Annotated in this window: 3 protein-coding genes; all 3 read right to left on the bottom strand. The window is 73.3% G+C overall.

Annotation, left to right across the window (positions count from 1 at the left end; translation table 11 throughout):
* On the bottom strand, nucleotides 1-1897 hold a 1897-nt coding region (locus CCR87_RS17580; protein WP_201155393.1), incomplete at its 3' end, for an FUSC family protein.
* Nucleotides 1890-2942 (bottom strand): HlyD family efflux transporter periplasmic adaptor subunit, encoded by a 1053-nt coding sequence (locus tag CCR87_RS00585; RefSeq protein ID WP_201155392.1) that lies wholly within the window; start codon nucleotides 2940-2942, stop codon nucleotides 1890-1892. The genes CCR87_RS17580 and CCR87_RS00585, both read right to left, overlap by 8 nt.
* Nucleotides 2932-3216 (bottom strand): YtcA family lipoprotein, encoded by a 285-nt coding sequence (locus CCR87_RS00580; RefSeq protein ID WP_201155391.1) that lies wholly within the window; start codon nucleotides 3214-3216, stop codon nucleotides 2932-2934. Before CCR87_RS00580 ends, CCR87_RS00585 begins: the two co-directional genes overlap by 11 nt.
* Between the last annotated feature and the right edge of the window lie 141 nt (nucleotides 3217-3357).

Raw genomic sequence — 3357 nt, 5'->3', positions numbered from 1 at the left:
CCTCCTGGGGGGCGAGGGTCCGGAGCAGCGCGTGGGCGCGCGCCAGCGGATCGCCGGGCGGACGGGGGACCGGGCCGGGGTGCGATCCCGACGACTGCGATCCTGACGACTGCGATCTTGACGACTGCGCCGCGGCCGCGATCCCGGTCGCAAGATCACCCGCGCCGGGGCGGCCCGCCAGCGCGGGCGCCAGACGGGCCAGCTGCCTTGCGGCCTCCAGCCGGTGCAAGAGCCCGCGGCGCCGGGGGCCGGCATGGCGCGCGCCCAGACGTTCGAACACCATCACCTCGGCCGCCAGCCGCGCAGCGCCCAGATGGACCTGCGCCGCCAGTTGGTGATCGGTCCCGCGCAACGTGGCGGCGGTGGCGTCCAGCGCGGCGGCGGTCTCGCGCGCCAGCGCGTCCTCGGCGCTTTCGGGCCAGACCAGCGCAAAGACAAGCCCCATCACGGTGATCCCCACCACGATCCCGAGGATGCGATAGCCCGCATCGGCGAGGTCGGTGTTGGGGCCGAACTCCAGCGGCGACGCCGGAAGCACGCAGATGAAGAACGCCAGCGCCATCTGCCAGCCCAGGTATTGCGTGCGCCACGTCCCCAGCGCCACCCAGGCCGCCACCAGGCTGCCCAGCCCCACCAGCGCGAACAGATGCCCCGCATCGCTCAGATGCGGCACGGCATACAGCACCGCCAGCCCGCCCATCCCCGTTCCGATCAGGCACCCCGCAAGGCGCAGGCCGGACTTGTGGAACACCTCGCCCACGGTGCCCAGAGCCACGAAGAAACAGGTCACCATAGCGGTGTGGATGTCGAACAGGTCGACCCCCAGGACCAGCACATAGGTCACCGCCACCGCCAGCACGACCTTGAGCGAGAACCGCACATAGGCCGGGTTGGTGAAGGCGTCGGGCCTGAAGAAGGGCGCGGGCTCGGATGCCGGGGGCGCGGGGGGGCGGCCGGGGTCCCGCGCGGCCACAAGTGCGGCGACGGCATCGGCAAGCGGGCCGCGATCCGCGCCCGCCCAATCACCCGCCCCATGATCCGCCGCATGATCCGGGGCGCCCCGGGCCAGCGCCCGCAGGGCCGCTGCCCGCGCCGCCAGGCCACCGGACACCGTGCCCGCCTCGGCCTCGGCCACGGCGGCACGCAGGACGCGGTGGCTGGCGTCGATCTCGGCGCGCAGGCGGTCGACGGGCTGTGCGCCGCGCAGCTCACCCATCAGGCGGGCCATCCGGACATAGCCCAACGCCTCGGCATTGCCCGCCTCCAGGAGGGGCGCGGGGTCGCGTCCCTCCCCGCGCCCCTCCAGGACATCGGCGGCGGCCTCGAGCCGCTCGGTCACCAGACGGTGCGCCAGCGCGCGGGGGCTGCGGCCGAAGACCAGGTTGGTCAGCACCAGAAGCCCCATCGGTACCGCCACCACCACCCACAGCCAGGTCATCGCCCGCACCAGCAATTCCGGCACCGGCACCGTGTCCGCCAGCATCAGCACGAACGCCAGGATGAACGCCAGCGCATAGGCCGCCGGCCCCATGCGGCTGGCACGCCACAGGAACATCCCCCCGAAGGTCAGCGCCAGGATCAGCGCGAACCGCGGCCCGGGCGCGTCGGCCACCGCCATCAGCAGCCCCACCCCCACCGCGATGGCCAGCGTCGCCGCAACGATCAGGCCCACGCCGATGGCGATCCCCTCGCCCGCGTTGTCCTTGTAGGCAAAGAAGATCAGGTAGCAGGCCAGCAGCGCCTCGGGCATGCGCAGCGCCATGGCGATGACGGCGGTCGCCGCGCACAGAAAGGCGATGTGCAGGGCCATGAACGCCCGCCCCTCATAGGGGCGCAGCTCCTGCCACAGCACCGCCGCAAGGCCCGACCGGGGCGCAGGGGCCGCCGCCTCAGTCACGGCCCGGTCGCACCACGACCGCCGCCGAGGCCCCCAGGCGCATCAGATCCGCCGGCGGATCGTCCAGCACGATCTCCACCGGGAAACGGCTGGCGACGCGCACCCAGTCCAGCGCGCTGGGCACCACCGGCAGGCCGAGGATGCCGATCTCGTCCTGCGACCGGATACCTGCGGCGATGGAATGGACATGGCCCCGGATGCGCCGGCCGGGGTCCTGCAGGACGAACACGTCCACCGGTGCGCCGATGCGGATGCGCCGCAGCTCGGTTTCGCGAAAGAACGCGGTGACGCGCCATTCGGCGGTGTCGATCAGCGTGAACAGCGGCGCCCCCGGCACCACGCTGGCGCCAACCCCGAGGTTGAGGCCGGTCACGATCCCGTCCACGCGGGCGATGACCTCGGTGTTGGCAAGCTCGCGCTCGGCCAGCGCCAGCGTGGCGCGCGCCAGCTCCACCTGCGCCTCGGCGGCATCGAGGGTGCCGATGCGGACCTCGGCCATGCGCTCGGCGGTCAGCGCCTCGTTCAGCGTGACCTCGGCGTCCTCGGCGAGGGTGCGGGCGGTGTCGACCTCCTGGGCGGTGACAAAGCCCTGCGGCGCGAGGTTCTCCAGCCGTCGCAGGCTGGCCTGCGCCAGGGCCAGGTTGTTGCGCGCCCGCAGCACCTGCCCGCGCGAGATCTCCAGCGCCGACAGCTCGTTCTCGATCAGTCGCGCGCGGTCCTCGGCGGCGGCCTCGGCGGTGCGAAGGGCGGCGCGGGCCTGCGCCACCCGCAGCGCATAGACCTCGGGATCGACGCGGAACAGCACGTCGCCCGCCTGCACGGCGGAGTTGTTGCGCACCGCCACCTCGATCACCCGACCCGGCACGAGGGCCGAGACGGGAATCGTCGTGGCGCCAAGCTCGGCCGCGTCGGTGCGTGGCGCGCTTTCGCCCCGCGTCAGGGCAAAGGCGATGGCCAGCACGCCGCCGCCGATGAGGACGACCGCCAGCAGGCGGGCGATCCACAGCCGCGGGTCGCGGCGGGCCTTGGCGGCGTCACTGCGCAAGAAGCATCTCTCCCGACCAGAGCGCCCAGATCCCGACCGAGAACTTGATCGCGGCGAACAGATACACCAGCAGCGGCACCGGCAGGCGGTCGTCGATGCCGGTTCGCAGGAACACCAGCCGCATCATCACCGTGGCCAGGATGCCCAGCACCGCCGCGATCAGCCAGATCGGAAAATACGCGCCGAACACCGGCACGGTGGGCGAATGCGCCGCCGGGCTGCACCCGGCCAGCGCCACCAGCACCACCCCGAGGGGCAGCCCCCGCGCCGTCATCGGATCCCCCCTCCGGCCGCGATGGCGGGCCGTGCGGCCACAGACGGCACCACGCAGCGGCGCGCGATCCTGTGCGGCACCCCGCCGGAGCCGTCATCCCCGGCACCGCCGGGGGGGCGTCCACCCCACCCCGATGCGCCC

Source organism: Rhodobaculum claviforme, assembly GCF_016653255.1.
In the GTDB taxonomy this organism is placed as follows: Bacteria; Pseudomonadota; Alphaproteobacteria; order Rhodobacterales; family Rhodobacteraceae; genus Rhodobaculum; species Rhodobaculum claviforme.
The sequence above is the reverse complement of the archived record's forward strand: the minus strand, read 5'-3'. Positions and strand labels throughout refer to the sequence as shown.